This is a genomic window from Flavobacterium sp., assembly GCF_965284515.1.
Lineage (GTDB): Bacteria > Bacteroidota > Bacteroidia > Flavobacteriales > Flavobacteriaceae > Flavobacterium.
Genome location: NZ_OZ260089.1, coordinates 2222649 through 2242249 on the forward strand (window position 1 = coordinate 2222649; position 19601 = coordinate 2242249).

The 19601-nt window shown below is 28.1% G+C and carries 17 protein-coding genes; 7 read left to right on the forward strand and 10 right to left on the reverse strand.

Annotated elements, in window-relative coordinates; all coding sequences use genetic code 11:
* Window positions 1–197: 197 nt before the first annotated feature.
* The 4 genes from ACQ65T_RS10390 to ACQ65T_RS10405 all read right to left on the reverse strand — a co-directional run bounded on the left by ACQ65T_RS10390 (window position 198) and on the right by ACQ65T_RS10405 (window position 6207).
* On the reverse strand, window positions 198–809 hold the full coding sequence (locus ACQ65T_RS10390; RefSeq protein WP_430401013.1) for an N-acetylmuramoyl-L-alanine amidase family protein: 612 nt from the start codon (window positions 807–809) through the stop codon (window positions 198–200).
* Between the two features lie 48 nt (window positions 810–857).
* On the reverse strand, window positions 858–1307 hold the full coding sequence (locus tag ACQ65T_RS10395; RefSeq protein ID WP_430401014.1) for a hypothetical protein: 450 nt from the start codon (window positions 1305–1307) through the stop codon (window positions 858–860).
* Between the two features lie 87 nt (window positions 1308–1394).
* The gene (locus ACQ65T_RS10400) at window positions 1395–3149 is read right to left on the reverse strand and encodes a TonB-dependent receptor (RefSeq protein WP_430401015.1); all 1755 of its coding nucleotides are present in this window, start codon (window positions 3147–3149) and stop codon (window positions 1395–1397) included.
* Window positions 3150–3192: 43 nt separating this feature from the next.
* Window positions 3193–6207 (reverse strand): tetratricopeptide repeat protein, encoded by a 3015-nt coding sequence (locus tag ACQ65T_RS10405; RefSeq protein ID WP_430401016.1) that lies wholly within the window; start codon window positions 6205–6207, stop codon window positions 3193–3195.
* A gap of 187 nt (window positions 6208–6394) precedes the next feature.
* Here ACQ65T_RS10405 and ACQ65T_RS10410 point away from each other — a divergent pair, with 187 nt between their 5' ends.
* Genes ACQ65T_RS10410 through ACQ65T_RS10425 form a run of 4 tightly spaced genes read left to right on the forward strand, consistent with a single transcriptional unit; the run spans window position 6395 to window position 9654 of the window.
* Complete coding sequence (locus ACQ65T_RS10410; protein ID WP_430401017.1) at window positions 6395–7078, forward strand: cell division ATP-binding protein FtsE; 684 nt, start codon at window positions 6395–6397, stop codon at window positions 7076–7078.
* On the forward strand, window positions 7078–7971 hold the full coding sequence (locus tag ACQ65T_RS10415; RefSeq protein WP_430401018.1) for a glycosyltransferase: 894 nt from the start codon (window positions 7078–7080) through the stop codon (window positions 7969–7971). Before ACQ65T_RS10410 ends, ACQ65T_RS10415 begins: the two co-directional genes overlap by 1 nt.
* Window positions 7972–7996: 25 nt before the next feature.
* Window positions 7997–8728, forward strand: coding sequence for a class I SAM-dependent methyltransferase (locus ACQ65T_RS10420; protein ID WP_430401019.1), 732 nt, complete (start codon window positions 7997–7999; stop codon window positions 8726–8728).
* Between the two features lie 2 nt (window positions 8729–8730).
* On the forward strand, window positions 8731–9654 hold the full coding sequence (locus ACQ65T_RS10425) for a glycosyltransferase family 2 protein (RefSeq protein WP_430401020.1): 924 nt from the start codon (window positions 8731–8733) through the stop codon (window positions 9652–9654).
* On the opposite strand, the gene ACQ65T_RS10430 is transcribed toward ACQ65T_RS10425, so the two are convergent.
* Complete coding sequence (locus tag ACQ65T_RS10430) at window positions 9644–10048, reverse strand: sugar 3,4-ketoisomerase (RefSeq protein WP_430401021.1); 405 nt, start codon at window positions 10046–10048, stop codon at window positions 9644–9646. The genes ACQ65T_RS10425 and ACQ65T_RS10430 overlap by 11 nt on opposite strands.
* On the reverse strand, window positions 10026–10850 hold the full coding sequence (locus ACQ65T_RS10435; protein WP_430401022.1) for a glycosyltransferase family A protein: 825 nt from the start codon (window positions 10848–10850) through the stop codon (window positions 10026–10028). The genes ACQ65T_RS10430 and ACQ65T_RS10435 overlap by 23 nt, the downstream gene beginning before the upstream one ends.
* A gap of 63 nt (window positions 10851–10913) precedes the next feature.
* Between ACQ65T_RS10435 and ACQ65T_RS10440 the strand changes: the two genes are divergently transcribed.
* Complete coding sequence (locus tag ACQ65T_RS10440; RefSeq protein WP_430401023.1) at window positions 10914–12056, forward strand: glycosyltransferase family protein; 1143 nt, start codon at window positions 10914–10916, stop codon at window positions 12054–12056.
* Here the strand turns inward: ACQ65T_RS10440 and ACQ65T_RS10445 are convergent.
* The 4 genes from ACQ65T_RS10445 to ACQ65T_RS10460 are packed head-to-tail and all read right to left on the reverse strand — an operon-like array spanning window position 12028 to window position 16691.
* Window positions 12028–13353 (reverse strand): hypothetical protein, encoded by a 1326-nt coding sequence (locus ACQ65T_RS10445; RefSeq protein WP_430401024.1) that lies wholly within the window; start codon window positions 13351–13353, stop codon window positions 12028–12030. The genes ACQ65T_RS10440 and ACQ65T_RS10445 overlap by 29 nt on opposite strands.
* Window positions 13353–14627, reverse strand: coding sequence for an O-antigen translocase (locus tag ACQ65T_RS10450; protein ID WP_430401025.1), 1275 nt, complete (start codon window positions 14625–14627; stop codon window positions 13353–13355). The genes ACQ65T_RS10445 and ACQ65T_RS10450 overlap by 1 nt, the downstream gene beginning before the upstream one ends.
* 1 nt (window position 14628) lies before the next feature.
* Window positions 14629–15711 (reverse strand): DegT/DnrJ/EryC1/StrS family aminotransferase, encoded by a 1083-nt coding sequence (locus ACQ65T_RS10455; protein ID WP_430401026.1) that lies wholly within the window; start codon window positions 15709–15711, stop codon window positions 14629–14631.
* Window positions 15708–16691 (reverse strand): GNAT family N-acetyltransferase, encoded by a 984-nt coding sequence (locus ACQ65T_RS10460; RefSeq protein WP_430401027.1) that lies wholly within the window; start codon window positions 16689–16691, stop codon window positions 15708–15710. The genes ACQ65T_RS10455 and ACQ65T_RS10460 overlap by 4 nt, the downstream gene beginning before the upstream one ends.
* Window positions 16692–16797: 106 nt before the next feature.
* Here ACQ65T_RS10460 and ACQ65T_RS10465 point away from each other — a divergent pair, with 106 nt between their 5' ends.
* Together ACQ65T_RS10465 and ACQ65T_RS10470 are read left to right on the forward strand one after the other, a co-directional pair.
* Entirely contained in the window at window positions 16798–18588 is a 1791-nt protein-coding gene (locus tag ACQ65T_RS10465; protein WP_430401028.1) for a gliding motility-associated C-terminal domain-containing protein, read from the forward strand.
* Window positions 18589–19551: a hypothetical protein gene (locus ACQ65T_RS10470; RefSeq protein WP_430401029.1), complete on the forward strand. Its 963-nt coding sequence runs from the start codon at window positions 18589–18591 to the stop codon at window positions 19549–19551. It begins immediately after the preceding gene.
* The last annotated feature ends 50 nt before the right edge of the window (window positions 19552–19601 follow it).

Sequence of the window (19601 nt, forward strand, 5' to 3'; positions counted from 1 at the left end):
ATTAAACAAATTTGAGTATAAATAATACTATATGAAATCAAATACTTTTATTTAGTTATAATTTTAAACTTTAAATAAACTTTTTTAATAAATTTGAAACTAAACACATGTGGTTTGAATTGTTTTAATTACAAGTCATAAAAAAACCACTCGTTTGAGTGGTTTTATATTTAATATTAAAAATAAAATAAAGCAGCTTATAATTTCTCTAAATAACTTATCACTGAAGCAGCTATTTCATTTTGACCATTTTCGCTACTTAAATATTCTTTTTCTTTAGGATTAGACAAAAAGCCTAATTCTAAATTAACTGCTGGGCAATTGGAATTTTTTAGAATAAAAAGTGAAGCTTCTTTAACATCTCGTTTAACAAGATTATCATTTGAAACTTCATTTAATAATCCTTCTGCATGATTAAATGATTGATTATAATACTTACTATCTTTAGACACAAAAGCTTCAATTCCATTAGTTGATTCAAGTTTAACAAAATTCGTATGCAACGATATTAGTAAACTTGGATTAAGAACATTAATTCTATCAACTCTTTCTTTTAATTCTAAAAAATTATCTCCTTCACGCAATAAAACGATCTCAATATTTTCATTTTTATTTAATGCTTTTATTTTATTTGCAATTTTCTCTACAATCTCTTTTTCTAATACTTCTCCAACAGAAGCCCCAAAATCTTTACCTCCGTGACCAGCATCAATTACAATTACTTTTTTCTCGCCTAATGGTTTAAATGCTACTAGAAGAAATATTGATACTAATCCTAAAACCGATAATAATTTGAATTTGACTTTCATAAGTGATTTTTTAGTTAATATATTAACGTTACTAATGTATGAAAATTATCAAACAATTGATAAAATTTTATATTTCATTTCGTTGAATTTAAATTCTTCGTTTGTTTCTTTTCCAAGCATTATTTTTCCTAGTGGAGAACTTGGAGATAACGCCACAATATCAATCTCTTCAATTGTGATTTTTGGTAATGCTGTACTCATATAAAAAAGAAAAGTGTTGGTTTGAATTAAACTTCCAATTCCAATTTTTTTATTGACTTTATCAACATCAATACTTTCTAAAATTTGTTTTTGTTCTAAAACTTCTTTGAGCTTTTGCGTTATTTTTTCCTGCTCAATATGCATCATCGACAAAGCGGTTTCGTGCTTATCGCCTGCAGAACCTTTTGCATCGTTTTGAGCATCTTCAGCTAAGTCTGAAATCATTTCACGATAATTTTGAATTCTATCGTTTATATGTTCTAGGTAATGATTGTAGATTTGTTGTTTGGTTGTCATAGCTTGTAAAAATTAACCACAAAGAGCAAAAAGATTCTTAAAACTTAGTGAACATTGTGAAATCTTAGTGTTCTTTGTGGTTAAAAATTAAAAATCAAACTTATAATTAGCGCCTAACATAATTTGTATTCCTTGAACTGGAAAGTTTGCCCAACGGTTGTATTGTTGGTTTGCTAAATTGTTTCCTTTTAAGAAAGCAGTTAAACGTGCATTGTATTTATAACCAACGTGCGCATTTAAATCGAAATAACTGTCTAATGTAACTTCTTGTTGCGAAAATGTTCCTGGGTTAATCAATAAATCGTCTTGAACTGTAACCACATCTTTCCTTTCTCCAACGAAGAATACATTTGTACCTGCATACCATTTTTCTGTCAGGTTGAAATCTAAAGTTGTTCCAACTTTTAATTGCGGTAAATTCCAAGCTTCTGCCTGTACATCTGAAGTAAAATTATTGTATGTTCCATTGATTCCGAAAGTAACATTTTTAGAAAAATCGGCTTTTAATTCTCCGAAGAAACTGATTGTTTTTACATTATCGTACACTACATTAAACGAGTTTCCGTAAGCGTAACCTTCGGTATTTGTATTTCCTAAAATATATTCATTACTTACAAATAATGCTTTATTGTCTTCATTTTTAAGACTTCCTCTAACATTGAAAGCAACTGAACTAGCTAATTTTCCTTTTAATCCAACGTAAATATCATATTTATTATCGGTTGGTGCAATGAACAACGTTGGAGAAACAAACGTATTCTGATCTACAAAATCAGCATAAGAATTTTGAGTCAATCCGCCTTCTGCACCTGCATAACCTACTAAAATATCACCAACAATTCTATACGAAGCTTTTACATTTGGATAAACAAATAACTTACTATCACTTACACCGTTAATTTTTGCAGTCGTATAGAAAACTCCAGCTCCAATTTGAACTGATAAATCATCTTTTTGATATAAAATACTTGGTTTTGTTCCAAAAAGCACATTGCTATAATCGATTGAACCTGAGTCGTTATATGTCTTTTCAAATGAACCGCCCACATAATCTACAATAACATCCGCTTTAATTTTTTGATCGAAAGCCTCAACATCGAAAGATGGTTTTACGAAAAATCTATTTTCACCAGAACCAAGTTTATCTGAAAAACGTTTAAATTGCATTGAAGCATCTTTAAAAAAGCTCTTCTTAAACTCTACTTTCCCACCAAGATCAATCGTATTATAGGACTGCGACGATTCAATTCCATCTATTGTTGCATCGTCATAAAAAATATTTTCAACTGGTAAACCGAACCAATTATATATTTGGTTTTTAACTCCCAAGTCGATGTTCCAGTTCATATCTCTTTCTCGAACACCATAAGTAACATCTAAACTTGTGTTATAATATTTATCGTCTAAAACCACATCTTTAATTCCTCCTTGAGAAGACAAATGACGTAACATTCCACCTATGTAACTGTTTCTATTGAGATTTTCTGTAATGAATAATTCCGCATTAATGGTTGGATAATTTCCAAAACCTAAAGTAGCATAATTATTGTATAGTTTTACTTTTTCCGCTTTATCTACATCAGCCGCTTTTCCTTTTGCAGGTGTAAACGTAGAAGCAACTGGAAAAGAAAATATATTGTAGGTAATTGTTTCTTTTTGCGTATTGTCATCGTCTTCAATAACTGGTGTTTCTTTTACTTTAAAAGCATCTGAAATTGTTGGCGTATATGGTTTTACAATGTTTACTACTTCAGAACCAATGTTTTCATCTTTTACTTGTCCAAAAGTAAACTGTGTTGAAATTGCAAAAATTCCTATGATTATATATTTTGTATTCTTCATATTATTTTAATTAGTTACTGAAACAAGTTCAGCATGACAAAAATTAGTTTGTAATTGATGAGTTGGTTTTAGCTTCTTCCGTTTTTATAATATCTAATTCATTTTTTGCTTCTTCAACAACATCTGGAAAATCAGTAAAGTTTTTAATTACACTTTCTAAAATATAAGTCGCTTGAAAACTATCTTTTAATCCGTAGAAGTTTTTAGCCATAACAACCAACCCTTTTGCTCCATAATATTTATACCCTGAATAATCTTTTGCAATTTTTTGAACTACAGTATTTGAAGCTTCAAACTTACCTTCTTTATTTTTAAAGTAAGCATCGTAAAATAGTGCTTCGGCAGCTAATTCTCCTTTTGCAATTTTCAATAATTTGGCATAAGCTTCTTTTGCTTTCGCTTCGTTGTTTGTTTTTATTGCAGCACGAGCTACTATAATTTGTGCATCACTTTTAACTCTGTCTTCTGTTTTGTCATTTGCCAATACTTTATCAGCATAAACAACCGCATTTGTATAATCCTCTTTATCGTAATACGCTTTCATTAAATTAGATTGTGCAAATGTTACGTTTTGAGGAAAATCAGCTTCTGTTTCTAATCGTTTTAAAACCGGAATTGCTTTTGTATACTCTTTGGCTTTTAAATGAACTTGACTTAAACGAGCTAATGCTTGTTCTGTATATTCGCTTCTTGGTTTATCAACTACAAATTCGTAATGCTTTACTGAATTGCTTTCTAAACCATCAGCAAAATACAATTGTGCTAAGTAGAAGTTTGCTTTTAATGCATGTAAACCTTGAGGAAATTTTGAAACATAATTTGAAAAACCTGCAATGGCTTGTTTTGCATTATTCATTAAATATTGCTTTTCAGCAGATTCATAAGTTGTATTATCTAAATCTGCGTTTGAAACTTCAACAAAACTTAATGTTTTAACCCAATCAGCATATTCATCGACTCTACCATTGTCTACATAAATTAAACGAGCAGTTGCAACTGCTTCTAGAGACTCAGGTGAATTTGGAAATTCAGCAACCACTTTTTTAAATTTTGTTAAAGCTTGTTCGTTTTTGTTTCCGTTATAATAAATCAACCCTTGTTTCAAAATAGATTTTGCTACGTAAGAACTTGTTTTATTCGTTTGAATTAACTTGTCATAAGTCGAAATTGCTTTATCCGTTTGATTTTCATTTACATAGGTATTTCCTAATTCATAATACGCATCATCTGCATATTGCGAACTCGGATATGTTTTAACGAATTTTTCTAAATCTTCAATTTTCCTATCATTCTTACCTACAAAACCATAACTGATTCCTTTTTGAAAAGCAGCGTAATCAGCATCTACACTTTTTAAATCAATTGCTTTGTTATAAGCATCCATTGCTGGCCAATATTTAGTAGAAATAAAATTACAATCTCCTAAACGTAAATAAGCATCAGTTTGTCTTACTTTATCGTCTTTTACAACAGCTATATAATCTCCATAATATTTTATAGCATTGTCATATTCTTTTAATTTGAAATAAGCATACGCTAAATTGTAATTTGCATTTTTGTATTCTGGAGTAGCTTTAGCATTTGCATCGTTTACAAATTGCAAGAAACTTAATTTAGCTTCGTTGAAATTATCTAAACTGTATTCTGTTTCTGCTTTCCAAAAAGTTGCTCTTGCAGAAAATTTAGCATCTTGTCTTTCGGCAATTGATTTTTTAAACAAATCGTAAGCGCCTTTATAATCGCCATCAGTATATAATTCCAGACCTCTGTAAAAAGCTACTTTTTGGTAAGCCAATTTATTTTCTGGCCCTCTATTTTTTTCTAACAAGACTAAAGCTTCTTTATAATTTTTAGAGGTGATGTATGAACTAATTAATAAAGTATTGATTTCTTGTTTATAAGATGTGTTTGGATATTTAGCCAAATAGCTATTTAAAACTTGAGGAACCGATTGATATGGATTTCCAATTTCATAACTCAATTTAGCATAATTTAAAAAAGCATCTTCTTGAATTTTCTTTTCAAATTCCATTTCAGAAGCCGTTTTAAAAGCATTCAACGCTTGTTGCTTCTTATCGGTTTTTAAATAACTTTCTCCTAAATGATAATAAGCATTTTGAGCAACGAAGTCATTTCCGTTGATGATTTTATTGAATTGTGCTATTGCGTTTTCAAAATCATTTTGTTTGTAATACACATAACCCAATTGGTAATAATCGGTATTATTCCATTTTCCTTTTTTTCCTCTATAATCTACTAAATACGGAAGCGCTTTATCGTATTGTTTTAAGTTGAAATAACTTTCTCCAATAATCTTAGATAATTCACTTTTTTCAACAGCATTAGATTTTGGCATTTGTTCCAAACCTAAATCAATAGCTTTTTGGAAATTACCAAGTTTGAAATTCATATCCGCTTGAAAATAACCCATTTTTTCTTTGTACTTGTCTTTATCTTGAACTTGATCAAAATATTGATTAGCACTTGTATAATCATCAGATTCGTAAGAAAGATAACCTAAATAGTATTTAGCCTGACTTCCGAAAGTTTTAGAATTGATAACTTTATTGAAGTATTTTGTTGCTTCTTTATTATTCTTTGCAGTAAAATAAGCATATCCTTTTTGAAAATTATATTTTTCCAAATCAGAATACGACATTGATTCTGTATTCGCTTTGTCAAACCAAGCTAATGATTGCGGATAGTTTCCTTGGTCAAAGTAATAATGAGCCACTTCAATATAAGCTTGATTTTGCTTTGTACTTGTAGGATAATCTTCTACAAAACTCTCAATTAAATCATCCGCACCCATTTGATTTAAACGAATGGCACAATTTGCAATATAATAAGCGCAGTCTGCCTGAACTTCTTGATTAGTGACCTGATTTTTAACCTTGTCAAATAAAATTTGAGCAGATTGATATTGCATATCTTTATACAAAGCAAGTGCATTATCAAATTCTTTTAATTCATGGGTGTAAATAGACGATTGTTGCCCAAATACTGAAAATGAAATTAAAAATAAAAACAGAAATCTTAGTCTAATTATTGGAATCATTTGGCCTTATTTAATTGCTTTCAAATATAGATTTTATATACTTATTAACGAAAGAGATTAACGTTTTATTGTAAAAGATTATTAACATTTTTATCAACGTCCATAATATTTTAGAGCATATTTAAGTTTTATATTTTGAAAGCGAAAATATAGTTATTACATTTACACATTAAATTAGAATTCCATTATGTCACACACCATACTTTCATTAAAAAATGTTTCTATTTTTCAAGAGAAAAATCCAGTCTTAACAAATATTAATTTAGAAGTTAACAAAGGAGAATTCATCTATTTAATTGGAAAAACCGGAGCTGGAAAAAGTAGTTTTTTAAAAACGCTTTATGCTGATTTAACATTAACAGAAGGTGAAGGCCATATTGTAGATTATGATTTAAAAACCTTAAAAGAAAACGACATACCTTACTTAAGAAGAAAGCTAGGTGTTGTTTTTCAAGACTTTAAACTTTTACCAGATAGAAATGTAAAAGAGAATTTACTTTTTGTTTTAAAAGCAACTGGTTGGGTTGAGAAAGAAGAAATGAACGTTAAAATTGATGAAGTTTTAGATAAAGTTGGGATGAAAAATTACCAATCTAAAATGCCGCATCAATTATCTGGTGGAGAACAACAACGTATTGCAATAGCAAGAGCTTTATTAAACGATCCAGAATTAATTTTAGCAGATGAGCCAACAGGAAATCTTGATCCTCAAACAAGTGCTGAAGTAATGCAGGTTTTAAAAAGCATCAACGCTACAGGTAAAACCATAATTATGGCTACTCATGATTATGCCTTATTATTAAAATACCCTTCAAAAACTTTGAAATTTGACGAAGGAAAAGTATTTGAAGTGGTCCAAAGAACAGTGTAATGCTTTCTATTTTAATTCCTATTTACAATCATAATGCTTTTAATTTAGTTAAAGAACTAAATGAGCAATGTATAAATTGTGGAATTGAATATGAAATTATTTGTCAAGACGATGCTTCAAACTCGCCTTTAAACGTATTTAATGAAGAAATAAATCAATTACCCTATTGTTCTTTTATTTCTTTAAAACAAAATGTTGCCCACAGACAGAATAGAAACTTACTAGCTGAAAAATCACAATACAATTGGTTACTTTTTATTGATGGTGATTCTAGAATAATTAAAACAGACTTCATTCAAAAATACATAGAAAACACATTTGATTTTCAAGTAGTTTATGGAGGAAGAATTCATCCTGAAGTTTGTCCGTCTCAACAACAAAAATTAAGATGGAAATATGGAAAATACATTGAAGATAAAACAGCTTTAGATCGTTTAAAAAAACCTTATGAATGTTTATTATTTAATAATACTTTAATTCTAAAATCAGAATTTAATAAAGTTAAATTTGACAAAACTATTACACTTTACGGACACGATGACACTCAATTTTCGTTTGAATTAAGCAAAATTAAAAGTAAAGTAAATCATATTGAAAATCCAATATTACATGATGATATTGATGAAAATGAAAAATATTTGAGTAAAACAGAGGAAAGTTTAAAAAGCATTTTAATTCTTTATTCTTTGAATAAAGTAAATTCTAACTTTGTATCAATTTTGAAACTTTATGTATTTTTAAAAAAGACTAAATTAATTTACTTCGTCCAATTTGGTTTTAAATTTTTAAAAAACAAGCTAAGAAAAAAGGTTTTAAGCGAAAATTCTTCGCTTACTCTATTCAACATGTATAGAATTGGATATTTATGTACATTAAATGAAAACAAAAATTAATGTATTTTTGTTTTAAATTTTGTTCATGTACCAATCATTAAAAAAAATAGTTCATTCCGTTTTACCTAGAAAGACTCTATTTCAATTAGAACCCTTTTTGAGAAGCTTATATGCACTAACCAAATATGGGAATAAACATAAATGTACTGTTTGTGATTTTAATTTGACAGCTTGGACAATAATTCCAAATGGAGACAATTTATGTCCTAAATGCGGGAGTTTATCTCGCGATAGAAGGTTATGGAAGTTGATTGCTGAAAATTATTTAAAAGAAGGAATTTCAGTTTTAGATTTTTCACCATCACGCAGTTTATTTCGTAAATGGAAAAAAGAAAAAAACATAAATTATACTGCTTCCGATTTATCGGGTGATTTCATTTCAGATGTAAGATTGGACATTACAAACCTTTCAAAAACACACGAAAACTATGATTTAATTATTTGCTACCATATTTTGGAGCATGTAATTGATGATGTAAAAGCTATGCAAGAATTGTATCGTGTTTTAAAAACAGGTGGAACAATTCTAATACAAACTCCTTTTAAAGTCGGCGAGATTTATGAAGATTATTCTATAACTTCAGAATCCGAAAGATTAATTCATTTTGGACAAGAAGATCATGTTCGTATTTATTCCATAAATGGATTAAAAGAACGTCTAGAAAAAGTTGGCTTTAAGGTTAAAGTAAACCAATTTAATGAAGATTCATATTTAGGCTGTATCCAAAACGAAACTGTTTTAATAGTAACGAAATAAATATGGTGAAGATTTCAGTTGTAATTCCGGTTTTCAATAAAGGTTTTATTTTAAATGAAACCTTAAATTCTGTTTTGCAACAAACGTTTACCAATTTTGAAATCATCATCATAAACGATGGCTCTATAGACAATAGCTTAGAAGTACTTTCAAAATTTAATGATTCAAGAATTTATGTTTATTCTCAAGAAAATAAAGGCGCAGCTGCAGCTAGAAATTTAGGAATCGAAAAAAGTAATGGCGAATTTATTGCATTTCTTGATGCTGATGATTATTGGTTTCCCAATCATTTAGAGGAATTAATCAAACTTTCAGAACAATATCCAAATTGTGGTTGTTATTGTTCAAGGTATCAAATTAAAAACACTAAAAATTCAATACTAAATCCAACATTTAAAAACATTTCATCAGAATTCATTGGCATTGTTGAAAATTACTTTGCTTCAAACCATCCATTCAAAATAAACATTACCCTAAATCAAATGATTCCTAAAAAAATAGTAACTGAGATGGGAGGTTTTACTGAAGGAGTAACTAATGGGCAAGATTTAGAATTGTGGACTAAAATTGGAATTAAATACCCAATTGCAGTTCACAATAAAATTACGGCAATCTACAATAACTATTTACTAAATACACTTTCTAAAAACAGTTTTAAAACCATGAAATTAATGGACTTTAAACAGTTTGAATTTGAAGAAAATAAGAATCCAGATTTAAAAAATTTTTTAGATTTTCACCGAGTTTTCTATGCTAAACATTATAAAATAATTGGAGATAATGAAAGTGCACAATTTTATTTAAAAGATGTGAATAAAGACAATATTCCATTTAGGATGAAAGTGCTTTTTAAAACACCTTCAAGTATTTTAAATACTCTTTTTAAATTAAAAAATTGGTTGTTAAAAAAAGGAATTAATCTTTAGTTTTTAAAAAATCATCAAAATCTCTAATATAATCTTCTTCTTTAAAAACATCTGATGCAATTACTAAACAAACTGAACCCGATGAAAAGTTTTTTAATTCACGCCAAATTCCATTCGTAATCAACAAACCTTCAAAAGGTTTATTTAAAGTTACTGTTTTATGTTCTTTTCCATCATTGAGAATTACATCAAAACTTCCAGAAAGGGCTATTAAAAACTCTTGCTGTTCTATATGTGAATGTCCGCCACGCTCAGCAGCACTTGGCACATCGTATAAATAATAAACCCGTTTTATAGAAAAAGGAATTACATCATTCTCTATAACCGAAAGATTTCCACGTGGATCTTCAATTTTAGGAATACTAAGTATCTTACAATTTAATATGTTCTGCATATTTATTTTTTCCTTTTATAGCCTCTTTTAGTAACGTAAAAACATTTGAAAAAGCAATATTACCTTGTTTTAAATCAAAAAACAACTTTAAAAATACCCAAAACAAATAGTTATTCTTAAAAATACGAAAGAAAACTGCGCTCTGATTAAAGTATTTTAATTCATTAGAGATTTTTTGCGATGTAGTTTTATTATTGTGAATAATCAATGTTTTAGGAACAAATCCAATTTTTAATTTTTTCTTTTTTGCATCAGCCAAAAAAACTGCTTCTTCTCCTAGAGTAATTAAACTGCCTAATCCAAAATCTTCATCAAAAGCAATAATGTTAAAAATACTTTCCCTTTTAAAAACCAATTCAATTGAAGAAGCATTTAAAACTTCAAACCAATTTAATTTTTGCTTAAAATTTTCGGGATATTTTTTTGAAAAACCTCCTGATTCAACTTTAAACCGAAATCGAAATCCATCATAATCATTTCTCTTGTTAAAAGTTTTAAGGATTTTTTCTGAAAAGTTTAAGTCAATCACCACATCATCATCTGTAAAAACTAAAATATCTTTAGTCGAATTTTGAATAGCTATATTTCTACTTTTAGACAATCCTTTATCGAATACATTTATAACTTTTACCGTTTCAAAATCAGATTTTAAAATATTTTCTTCTGTGGTTTGATTTACAATTAGAATATTAAAGTTATAAAAACCAGAAAACACAAACATAGATTTCAAAAAATCGAAATTATTTCGATTCATCGTAGCAATTAAAATTTCGATATCTGATGTATGATAGGTTTTTGTCAATTGTGTTATCTTTACACAAATATAATAATTTAGAATTCGGAAATTAGAATTTAGAAACAATACATGAAAATACTTTTACTCGGCGAATACAGTAGATTGCACAATTCTTTAAAAGAAGGATTGGATTCTTTAGGTCACGAAGTAATTATAGTTGGTTGTGGAGATAAATTCAAACAATTTCCTGTTGATTATTCTATTTATGCTAAAATTTGTAATAGTACAAAGCTGGGCAACTTCCTTTATAAAGGAATAAGAAAAACAACAACTGTCGATTTTGAAAAAATTGAAAAAGCAATTCGATTTTATTTTTTAATTCCGAAGTTGAGTGATTTTGACCATGTACAATTAATTAATTCTGATGCTTTAGAAACATATCCTATTTTATCTCGCTTATTGTATATAAAACTGTTTGCCAAAATTAAGTCGAGAAGTTTATTGGTTTGTGGTGATGAAGTTCCTGTTATTGAATATTTGTTAAAAAACGAAATGAAGTATTCTATTTTAACGTCTTACTTTGAGAACAAAAAACTAAAAAAACAATTTCATTTTCCTCTGAAATATGCAACTTCAGAATATAAGAAAACGTTTAATTGGTTAAAAGAGCATTGTCAAAATATTATAACTTCCGATTTAGATTACGAAATCCCAATGCAAAAAATGGGGTTTAATACTAAACTTATTCCAAATCCAATAAATACAGATAAGATTGAATATTCTCCTTTAAAAATTGATGATAAAATTATTATCTTTTTAGGCATAAATAAATTGAGTTATCATAAAAAAGGAATTACGTTTTTTGAAAAAGCCTTAGCAATTATAAAAGAAAAATACTCGAAAAAAGTAGACATTATTATAACTGAAAACATACCTTATAACGAATATATTTCTATTTACAACAAAGCACATATTTTACTGGATCAGATTTATGCATATGATCAAGGTTATAATGCTTTGGAAGCCATGACAAAAGGAAAAGTGGTTTTTACGGGTGCTGAAACTGAATTTTTAAAACAGTACCGATTAAAAGAAAATGAGGTTTGCATAAATGCTCTTCCAGATGTGAATGACATTGTAGAGAAATTGAGTCTGTTAATTGAAAATCCAGATTTAATTTTAGAAATTTCAAAAAACGCAAAAGCTTTTATTGAAAAAGACCATCATTACAAAACTATTGCAATTACTTATCTAAAGACTTGGGAAGTTTAACATAATTTTTTACAAACAATAAAACAATCACAATCATAGAAAATTCAAATGGAAAGCAAAATCTACTGTTATTTCCAAAAGTTACTAACGCTTGTAAAACAGCACTAGAGAAAACAAGTGTAATAATCATTAGTTCAAATGTGATTTTTCGGTTTTTAATAAACAAATAAAGATAGAAAAATATCAAACCAACAAAAATCAATTTAAAAATTTGAATGATGCAACTTTGAATTTTCCAAACAAAACTTATTACAGAATCCACACTTGAATTTTCAAATTTCACAAACGGTTTCATGTCAAATACTTTCCAAAAATCTAAAAAAGATTTTGAAATAACTTGTTCAAAAAATTCAGCTTGATTATTTGCAATTGTCTCTTTTCCAAACTTACCTAACTCATTAGATAAATCGGGGAAATTATTATAATATTTATTAAAAACGCTATCGTTATATGCATACCAAATAGACATGGCAACATCTTTATTTTCTTTAATGGCTTCATCCCTATATTTAATATAAGGGTCTTTTATCCATTTGTATTTTTCGGGTGCTTTTTCGACAAAATGGACACAATTTTGAGATATATTTAAACCAAAATAAGTTGTTGAGACAAAATATCCCGTATTCATTTTATTTACATAAGACCAACCAAAATAAGCCATTAATGGAAAAATTAATATTATTATTCGTTTATTAATAATTCTCTTAAAAGTAAATGATTTTAAAGTATATAAGCCGTAAAATAAAAAAGGTACATATGCGTAAAATGGTTTAACTAATACAAGGAAACCTAACAATAGACTTATTAAAAGCAGTTGTTTTAATGAAAGTTTTTCTAAATACTTTTTTGAAAGCACCCAAAAAACAATACTAAATATAAAGACAACTAATGATTCTACTAAAATAGCTGTTTCAAAAAAGAAATAACAAAATAAACAATTCATTAATAGAACAATCCAAAAGCTTTGCTTTTTTGAAAATTGTAATTCAAGTAAAGTGGCATACCAAAAACACATTGTGAAAAGACCAATTAAAAATTGGTACAACACTGTTATTTTCATAGTTCCAAAAGCCATTGCAATAAATAATGGATAACCTGGACTTCTCCATCCTATATATCCTGATAAGTCTAATCTAAGAATATATTGAGATAATTCCATGTAGCTCCAACTGTCAGGAACTTTAGTGATTTTTAAGTACATTAAAAACAATAATGTACGAAACAAAAATCCAATAAGTAGTAACAACTTAACTTCTTTTTGATTTAAAAACTGAATAATTTTATTTAGATAGTTCATCAAAATATAATTTTTCTAAAATAAATACCCACTACAACAAAATATAAGAAATACGTAACAGCATAAGCCATTACAGCGCCCTCAACTCCAAAATTTTGAACACCAAAATAACTTGAAAAAATTAAAATACTGAACGAGATTATTTCGGCAATAAAATAAGGTTTAACTAACTTTTTAGCAAAAAACTGTATGGCTAAAATCAATGCAGCAGCACGAAAGAAATCGCCTAATAATTGCCAAAAAAACAAATTTGAAACTGCCGAAAAATCTTTAGTAAACAAAACTAGAATTACAATATCTTTCAAAAAATAAATTAGAATTAACCCAACGCTAAAAAGAGGAAAAATAGTTTTATAAAACTGCTGAACTAACGGCTTATTTTCTTGCAAAGATGCTGTTTTAGATAGCTCTGGTAAATAATACAAACTTACCAAAGTTGTAATAAACATCATGTAAAAGCTCGAAATTCTACTCATCGCTTCATAATATCCTGCCGCTTCAATTGATTGTGAAGTAATGATTAATTTTCGAATATAAATATAAACTATTGGAGTTAAAATAGAAGAAAACAAAGTCATTGAAGCAAAAAGTACAACTCTTTTTATTTGGTTAAAATCAAAATATTGAAGAATTAAAACTTCTTTAAATGAAAATTGTTTTAAGAAATAAAAACCTGAAAAACAGAACAGTAAAAAAGAAACAACCGACACCGAAATCATTGCGCCCAAAACGGTAAATTTCCACATTAGGAAAACCGAAATTAAAAGTCCGGCTATATAACTAAAAATAGTTATTGTAATTACATTTTTGTATAAACTAAGTCCATTAATTACGGAAACAAAAAACAAATGCAATATTGAAAATGGAATGGAACAAGCCAAGATTTGCAATGCTAATAAATAGGCTTCATTTCCATTTAAAATTGAAGTTAAAAAATAACTTGAACCAATTAAAATCGTAAAACTAACTAATAAAGAAGTAATCAATAAAGTATAAAAAACGGTTGTCAATAAAGAATATACTTTGCTTTTATCTTCATAATTTTCTGCAACGGTTTTAACTATTCCGTTTTGAAAACCTAGAATCCCAATAGCTTCAAGTGTTGAACTGAAATTCCTGAAATTTCCCATTAAAGCCATTCCAGAAGGACCAATAAAATAAGCAATTGCTTTTGACGAAAGTAAACCCGTAAAAATTCGAACCAATAGACTTGCACTATTAAAACTCGCAATTTTAAATAAAGGTGATTTTGCTATATTTTTTATCCAATTCAAATTAATATTGATTTAAAGTAGCAATGATTTTATTGATTTCTGCTTCCGTCAAAGTTCCGTTTAAAGGAATACTTAAAACCTCATCATGAATTTTCTCTGAAATAGGATAAGATAAACTATTCCAATCTTTTAACGCTTTTTGTTTGTGTGGTGGAATTGGATAATGAAACATAGTTTCAATTCCATTTTTAAATAAATATTCTTTTAAATCATTTCTGTTTTTTGTTCGAACTACAAACAAATGAAAAACATGATTTTTTGAATTATCCCAAAAAGGAAGAATTATTTTGTCGCTTTTTATTTCAGATAAATAGCGTTTTGCAATTTCTCTACGAATTTGATTTTCTTTATCAAGTTCTGGTAATTTTACATTTAAAAAAGCAGCTTGCAATTCGTCTAAACGAGAATTAACACCAATTAATTCATTTTTATATTTTACTTTAGAACCGTAATTTCGAAGAGAAACTATTACTTCAGCTAATTCGTCATCATTTGTAGTAATGGCTCCAGCATCGCCAAGTGCGCCAAAATTTTTTCCTGGATAAAAACTGAACGCTTTTGTGTTTTGATTACTATTTCCTTGAGCCCCATGCGCTTGAGCAGCATCTTCAATAACCAATAAATTGTGTTTTTTGGCAATAGTATCAATTGCATCCATTTCAGCCAATTGACCGTATAAATGAACTGGCAAAATAGCTTTGGTTTTGGGAGTAATTTTAGCTTCAATTAAATCCGGATTTAAATTATACGTTTCTAATCTTGGCTCAACTAAAACCGGAACTAAATCAGCCTCAAGAACTGCTAAAATGGTTGCTATATAAGTATTTGAAGGAACAATTACCTCATCTCCTTTTTGTATTTTCCCTAAATGAATATTGGCTTTTAAAATTAAAACCAAAGCGTCTAAACCATTTCCAACACCAATGCAGTGTTTTGCTCCACAATATTGCGCAAAACTTTCTTCAAACAGTTTTACTTCCTTTCCTAAAATATAACATCCACCTTCTAAAAAGTGTTCCATTTTTTGTTTGAAAGCGCTCTCAAAAGGTTGGTTTACTTTTTTTAAATCTAGGAATTTTATCATATTAAAACAGTGTCTAATAGTGAATGGTTTTTAGTTTCAATTTCATAAAAATTTTGAACAATTGTTCTTGCTCCAAAGCTTTCTTTCCAATAATGTAAACTTTCATTTACCTCCTTACCTTGATTCTCATTTGAAATTCCAAAATCAAAATATTTCTCATTTTTATAAACTACGTTAATTAAATTATTATACAAGAAGTCTAATCCTCCAAGCTCGTTATTGAATGCTTTATTTCCTGAAATATATTGAGGATGAATCACATTATCTGTTTCAAAAACAGTAACTCCACCTACAATCATGTCTTTTAGATAAACATTATACTGTTTAATTTGATTAGGGAATTTTGACTTTAAATAAGAAATTTCAGTTAAAGAATGAACAGGATTTACATTATATCGTTCTTTTAAATTAGGAATCAATAGTTCGTTCCAAAAAGAGGTAAAATCATTTTCTTCTTTAACAACTAAACCGTTTGTTTTTCCTTTTTCAATTCCACGTTTACGAACTCTCGAAATCGGAATTTGATTTGTAATATCAAGTACAGCTAAAGCATCTCTCCTATTCAGTTTTGCATCCAAAAGAAAACTAACATATTCCATTTCATCAGAAGGAATAGCATTATAAATTGAAGGAATAATTTTTAGATTGAGTTTAGAAAATTCTTTTTTTTCTAAAAATTCTAAAATACATTTAGTTATCAAAATTACTTCTGACAAAATCACTTTTGAACTTAAAACTAATCCTCCATAAGTTAATCCTTTGTGGGAATAAAGTACCGAATCAACTTTATGCGCAGGTAAAACTGCTACTAATTTATCTTTATCATCAAAGACCATTAATGAATAATCCTCAAATCTATCTTTATGATATTCCATAAAATCACGATGAAATAAAAACGTTGCGTTTTTTGCATTCGTAACAAATGTATTCCATTCGTTAGAATCGTTTGGCTGATATCGCTGAACTCTGAAGTTACTCAATGGTTTTTAATTTTCGGAAAATTACTAATTTTTTAATTCTTCAACAGCAGTTTTTACTATTTTCTAATAAAAATTATTATATTGGTACTGAAATATTTATTTTTTTATGATAAAAAAAATTACACTATTCCTTTTTTTATTTTACCTACTAATTCCTGAAGTTGTTTTTTCACAGGACATTTCTTTATATACACAAATAAACGGACGTTATGATTTTACATTTGTTGGTAATACTTTAAATACTAACGAAAATTCATTTATGTCTACACCAACAATTTTAACAAGTTCTTCTGCTGATTTAAATTTAGGTCCAACTGATGTAATTGAAAGAGCTTATTTATATTGGGCGGGTTGTGGAACAGGAGATTTTGATGTTCAACTGAATGGAGTTGATATTACACCTGACAGAACTTTTTCAATTATTCAAACGAGTTCTGGTTGGCCACATTTTAGTGCCTTTAAAGATATTACTGCTCAAGTTCAGGCAACAGGAAATGGAACTTACACGCTTTCTGATCTAGATTTAACGGCTGAAATTCCTCAATATTTTCAGAACAGAACCAATTTTGGAGGCTGGGCAATTATTGTTGTTTATCAAAACGACGCTCTACCTTTAAATCAATTAAACATTTATGATGGTATGCAAGCGGTTCCAAGCAGAATTGACATTTCATTAAATAGTTTAAATGTAATAGATAATTTCGATGCTAAAATTGGCTTTCTAGCTTGGGAAGGAGATGTTGGTATCGCAAATAATGAATCGTTAACGATAAACGGAAATGTATTAAGCAATCCGCCTCTAAATCCTAGTAATAATGCGTTTAACAGTACAAATAGCGTAACAGGATCAAACACCCTATACAATATGGATTTGGATATTTATAATATTCAAAACAACATAAATGTTGGTGATACAACAGCAGATATTTCTCTAACTTCTAATCAAGATTATGTAATGATTAATGCAATTGTTACAAAATTAAACAGTCAATTACCAGACGCTACAATAGTATTAAATAATTATACAACTGAATGTAATACAGGAGTAATTGAAGTTGACTACACAGTTTACAATGTGAACAGTACTGAGTTTTTACCTGCAAACACCCCAATAACTTTTTATATTCAAAATACATTTTTAGGAACATTTTTTACACAAAACGACATACCAATTGGAGGAAATGAAAATGGCTCAGTAACACTTAATATTCCAAGTGCTCTTTCAACAAATTTTACCTTATTAGCTGTTGTTGATGACAATGGAAATGGATTAGGAATTGTAACTGAACTTGTTGAAACAAACAATACATTTGAAGCATCTATTGATTTAAAAGTTTCTCCAACATTTAACTTTTTAGACGATTTATTATCTTGTAACTTAGGTTTAACAAGGGGAATATTTGATTTTTCAAGTTATGAAGAATTAGTAAAGAGTGATTCATCACATAGTGTTACTTTTCATGAAAATTACAATAATGCAGTTTTAAATAGTAATGAAATTTTCAACACTACAAATTATGAAGCTGTAACAACTCCTAAAGAAATTTTTGTTAGAATAGAAAATGAATTTTGCTATAGCATAACTTCATTTAACTTACTTTCTAGAAATTGTCCGCCAGAGGTATTCAATGCTGTTTCAGCAAATAACGACGGCTTAAATGATGGTTTTTTCATTGAAGGATTGCGAGATATATTCATTAACTTCAAATTAGAAATATACAATCGTTGGGGTAGACATATTTGGACAGGAGATAATTCAATTCCAGATTGGGATGGAAAAGTGGCTAAGTCTGTTGGTCCTGATGATGCTCCGGAAGGCACCTATTATTACATTTTATATTTAAATGATCCTGACTATACAGAACCTTTAACTGGTTATTTATACCTTACACGTTAAATGGAAAAAATCAATAAAATTAACATCATTAATATTTTTTTAATGTTGCTGTCTTTTTGTTTTGCATTTATATTCCCATTTGAATTATTTTTAATCGTATATGCTGTTTTAGGTCCATTACATTATTTAACCGAAATAAATTGGCTCCATAAAAAAAACTATTTCACTACACAAAAGAAAGATTATTATGTTCATATTTTAATCTTGTGCCTTATATCAATTGCTCTATTTTCTCCCTTATCCTTTTATTTAAGAAAATATTTAGCCCCTTTTATTTTTATTGCATTTTGTTCAAGTTTTGCAATGGTATATTTTAAAGAAGTTATATCAAAAATAATATTCAACTCTGGAACTATAATTATAAGTTTTTTACTTTTTCATCTTTTTGAAAGTAAATTCACCATCATATTTTCAATGTTTTTACCTACATTAATTCATGTATTTACATTTACTGGAATTTTTATACTAGTTGGCACATTAAAAGAAAAAAGTAGAAGCGGAAAAATATCATTAGTATTCTTTATCATATGTGCTGTAGTGCTTTTATTCATTCCAATAAACTACAATTTTTCAGTAATAACAGATCAAATTCAGAACAACTATCACTCATTTGAAAAATTGAACCAAAAAATAATTACTATTTTAAGTCAATTAACAACATCAAATGATGTCTACTTTTCAAATATTGGTATCCAAGTGATGCGGTTCATTGCTTTTGCTTACACTTATCATTATTTCAATTGGTTTTCCAAAACTTCAATTATTCAATGGCATGATACTTCAAAATTTAAACTAATAATAATTGTTCTCATTTGGATTACATCAATTGTTCTTTATTTTTATGATTACAATACAGGTCTAAAATGGCTATATATACTTAGTATGGCGCATGTCATTTTAGAGTTTCCTCTAAATTTTATTTCAATTCTAAACTTAAAGACAATTATAAGAAACAATTGTTAAATTTTACTTGTAAGAGTTTTTTCAATATTTTTCTTTAGATTAATCCTTAT